Raw genomic sequence first — 2,561 nt, 5'->3', positions numbered from 1 at the left:
CTACGAATTTATACAGTTTGATTTCCGAAATTGAATCAGTCTGCTGTCTGCTTTTTTTGACCTCTAACTCTTTGATCTCAATGGGTTTTACTTTCTTGTAATTTGCGATCGCCCCGTGGTCGATTACAAATAATTTACAGGTGGCGTATCAGTGTAATGACACAAACAGATTTAACCAGAGATGACCAGGAGTTGATCATGAACTTAACAGAAGCTTATCAAGAAGCAAGAGCGCAAGCGGTACAAGAGGGGCAACGTCAAGTAGTAGAAAACTTGTTAAGATTCCGGTTTGGTTCTATGGATGAAGAACTTTCAAGAGTAGTCGAGAGTTTATTGCAGTTAACACCAGAAGAATTTACTCCCCTATGTCTTGAATTATCCCGTGAAGAGTTGTTAGCAAGATTTAATTCACACGAATAACCTATAACTACAAATAATTAGTAATAAAAAGCGCTTTTGTGAAATCAAGAGCGCTGTTTTATTGGCTCTGTACTTGATAGATACATCTGAAATCAACGGCTTCGCCAATGAGAGAGTGAAATCTGTTGATATTAAACAATGACCTATCAAGAAAATCATGCAGAATTACCCACTCAGAATTAAAGCTTCGCTTATTTTTTGCGAAAACTAACATTAAAAAAAAGGCAGCAGCTACTATGACAGCTTTTGACTTTGATTCTGCTGAACACAAAGCATACGAAAAGACTCCAGCAGCTAAAAGTATTCCTTCACCCGCAGGCATTTGGATTGCTTACGAAAATCAACAATTAGCAGGATGGTACGAAAATAAAGAACTAGTTGGTGGGAAAGAGTATAAAGTTCTTACTAACAAGTTGGACGAAAACGATGAAAAGATAGGCATTCCTGGCGCTTTCTACAGACAACCACGAATACTTGTGATTGGGCGATCGCCTCTGCTATACGGAAACGATAGAAAGGTGATTGGAGTTTGGCGTAGCAGTGATGGTTTGGACAAGAACGCCTACAAATTCGGTAGGCGGTATATGGTGATTTTCGTCGATGCCCAAAATCAACCTCTTCATATCGCACCAGTACAAATAACTGCTTGGGGGGTGTTTCAAGTTTCGTTTGATCAACAACTAATGGCATTCCGTGAAACCTGCGAACAAGCTTATGCAACTTTTCAAGGCAAACATCACCAACCAAAGAATTTACTTTGGCATTCGATGTGGGTATTTTGTCCCATATTGAAAACAGAGAAACGTGAGAAAGGGGGGCAAACTTCCAATGCCTGTGTATGTAGCGGATACGAAAAGCCCACTGCGCCCGACTGGGAAAGTTATTGTATTGGCAAGAAACCAATAGCTCAAGAAATTGCCCTTGTGCATAATTCCATCTGCGATTGGTGGAAAAAAGGATTGCCTAACAATAACTTACCAAAGCATACGTCTCATGCACTAGATCGCAATCAATTGATGATGGAGTCACAACGATTGATTGAAGCTTTAGGTTGGGGCGAGGAAAAGGGCAAACAGTTTCTCATAGAGAACTATGGTAAAAAAGGAAGGCAGTCACTAACTAACGAAGAATTTGCTAACTTCGTCAACAAATTGCAGTCTATGCAAGCAAATTATGACGATGAAGTTGGTTACTGGGAGGATGTGCCTTCTTAATAGCCAAATACTTGTTGAGGTGATTACAGCAATTGCGTTCATCTTTATGCTTCCCTATTTACCTTCAAGTAGGGAAGCATATTTGATCAGTTCTCAAGTCTTATGTACAGCTAATAAAGAAGGGACAGGGGAAAAGGTAAAAACCTTGCTTTTCTAAGGATCATTTAATTCATGAATTCCTTTTCCCTTTCCCCATCTTTTGATTGGGCTGTATTTCAATCATTTAAAATACTCCATGACAATAACAATCGTTCACCCCAGTATCGAAAACTTACAGCAGTTTTCTGACTCGTTTGACATTGAGAAACTATTGCAATCTGAAGGAGTTCTACCGTGGCTTCTAGCAAATGGTTGGAACTACGGCGATGAATCTTGTTTGATTGCAAACATTATCGATGAGTCTACAAGTCTTGATGAAGTTTGGGAATCAGACGAGTTTGATTTTAATGCTCTGCCTGATGAATCAAAGGAAAAATTGAATCAGATTATGCGTGAAAAACTCTACAGTCAGACTGATTAAATATGACTGGAGAGAAAAATCGATTCTACAACAAATTATGGCACACTTCACTGCTACTAAGATGGAAACAAATTTGATCAAAGTGTATGACGCGACACTGTTAAGCTCATCAAAAGTTTACCAAATTAATGGTACACATTGTCGATATTTGGGGGATGCAGGTACTATCCAACATCCACAGTATTTATTTGTACCTCTGCCAAATCAAAGAAAAAAAGCCAGCTTTCGGCTAAATCGAAACAAACTTATGACTCGCTGTTATGAAGTCGAAGGCATGACTTGAACCTATCCCACTAATAATATTTTGTTAATCCAGATGTGGATTGTAGCAAGGTCAATGAATGCGTCGAAGTAAACTTTTTGACGTTCCCATCTAACAACGAGACGGCGGTATTTGCGCTGATACC

Annotated in this window: 4 protein-coding genes; all 4 read left to right on the top strand. The window is 39.1% G+C overall.

The genetic code is table 11. The annotated features are described in order from the left end of the window. Positions 1-198 precede the first annotated feature (198 nt). The 4 genes from H6G92_RS38645 to H6G92_RS38630 all read left to right on the top strand — a co-directional run bounded on the left by H6G92_RS38645 (position 199) and on the right by H6G92_RS38630 (position 2,437). Positions 199-420 carry a hypothetical protein gene (locus H6G92_RS38645; RefSeq protein WP_242059537.1) on the top strand — a complete coding sequence of 74 codons (222 nt, stop codon included), beginning with the start codon at positions 199-201 and terminating at the stop codon, positions 418-420. Positions 421-656: 236 nt separating this feature from the next. Further along, the gene (locus tag H6G92_RS38640) at positions 657-1,634 is read left to right on the top strand and encodes a DUF5895 domain-containing protein (RefSeq protein ID WP_190902112.1); all 978 of its coding nucleotides are present in this window, start codon (positions 657-659) and stop codon (positions 1,632-1,634) included. 235 nt (positions 1,635-1,869) lie between these two features. Next, positions 1,870-2,154 (top strand): hypothetical protein, encoded by a 285-nt coding sequence (locus H6G92_RS38635; RefSeq protein ID WP_190902110.1) that lies wholly within the window; start codon positions 1,870-1,872, stop codon positions 2,152-2,154. A 37-nt stretch (positions 2,155-2,191) separates the two neighbouring features. After that, on the top strand, positions 2,192-2,437 hold the full coding sequence (locus tag H6G92_RS38630; RefSeq protein ID WP_313890069.1) for a hypothetical protein: 246 nt from the start codon (positions 2,192-2,194) through the stop codon (positions 2,435-2,437). Positions 2,438-2,561 lie beyond the last annotated feature (124 nt).

This window comes from Nostoc foliaceum FACHB-393 (genome assembly GCF_014698505.1).
In the GTDB taxonomy this organism is placed as follows: domain Bacteria; phylum Cyanobacteriota; class Cyanobacteriia; order Cyanobacteriales; family Nostocaceae; genus Nostoc; species Nostoc foliaceum_A.
Note: the sequence above shows the minus strand (reverse complement) of the source record. Positions and strands in the feature narration are given on the sequence as shown.

Bases quoted from the DNA above. Each gene is read 5' to 3' on its own strand.
- H6G92_RS38645 (WP_242059537.1), top strand. From the start codon at position 199: ATGAACTTAACAGAAGCTTATCAAGAAGCAAGAGCGCAAGCGGTACAA.
- H6G92_RS38640 (WP_190902112.1), top strand. From the start codon at position 657: ATGACAGCTTTTGACTTTGATTCTGCTGAACACAAAGCATACGAAAAG.
- H6G92_RS38635 (WP_190902110.1), top strand. From the start codon at position 1,870: ATGACAATAACAATCGTTCACCCCAGTATCGAAAACTTACAGCAGTTT.
- H6G92_RS38630 (WP_313890069.1), top strand. From the start codon at position 2,192: ATGGCACACTTCACTGCTACTAAGATGGAAACAAATTTGATCAAAGTG.